Consider the following 724-nt stretch of genomic DNA (forward strand, 5'->3'; position numbering starts at 1 on the left):
GGGCGGCGCCCTGGCCGTCGCCCCGCCCTCGCGGACGAGCGCGACGCCACCGTCGCGCCCCCCAACCTCTACCCCGTCGAGCTGAGCCGGGCGTAGAAGCGGTCGCGGACCCGGTGCAGCCAAGCCTCCACCGCCGCCTCGTCGGGGTGGTCCGGCAATACCGTGCGGGTCTCGTCGAACGCCGTCTCGTAGTACGCGAGCAGGGGACGCGCCACTGAGGCGTCGGCGGCGACCCGTTCGCCGAACTCCCGGTATTCCTCGGGGTTTTCGACGCGGATCGTGAGGTGGCCGGTGGCGTACAGCTCCAGGCCCTGGTGGCACAGTCGCTTGAGATGCCGGGCGTGCTTGGACGTGCGTCCGCGGGTCTCGGCGGAGGAGGCGCGGTCGGCCCGGCTCTCGAGACGGCGGAACTGCTGGGTGGCGTAGCCGAGATAGGCGTCCCGGACCCGCTTGGCACTCAGGAACGACGTGCGCAGGCCGATCAGTTCGTCGCCGAGAGGGGTGCGCACCTCGTACAACTCCGGTGGGAGCCAGACGAGTTCCATGGCGGTCGGGTTGCCGCCCAGAGCGAGCCGGCACCACTTCGCGGCCTCGTGCAGGGTGCGGTCCGGGGCCGTGCTGACGTGGGACTCCTTCGGCCCATGGAGACCGTGCAGGGACTCGGTGGGTGCGGCGAACATACCGAGGCGGTCCACGTCGGAGCCTTCGTGCGCGAGGCCGTAGG

At 71.7% G+C, this 724-nt stretch carries 1 protein-coding gene; it reads right to left on the reverse strand.

The window, feature by feature from the left end; genetic code table 11:
* Positions 1 to 68 precede the first annotated feature (68 nt).
* Positions 69 to 724: DNA polymerase beta superfamily protein (locus TN53_RS41435; protein ID WP_046264058.1), on the reverse strand; the 656-nt coding region annotated here is incomplete at its 5' end.

The organism is Streptomyces sp. WM6386 (assembly GCF_000972385.1).
Taxonomy (GTDB): domain Bacteria; phylum Actinomycetota; class Actinomycetes; order Streptomycetales; family Streptomycetaceae; genus Streptomyces.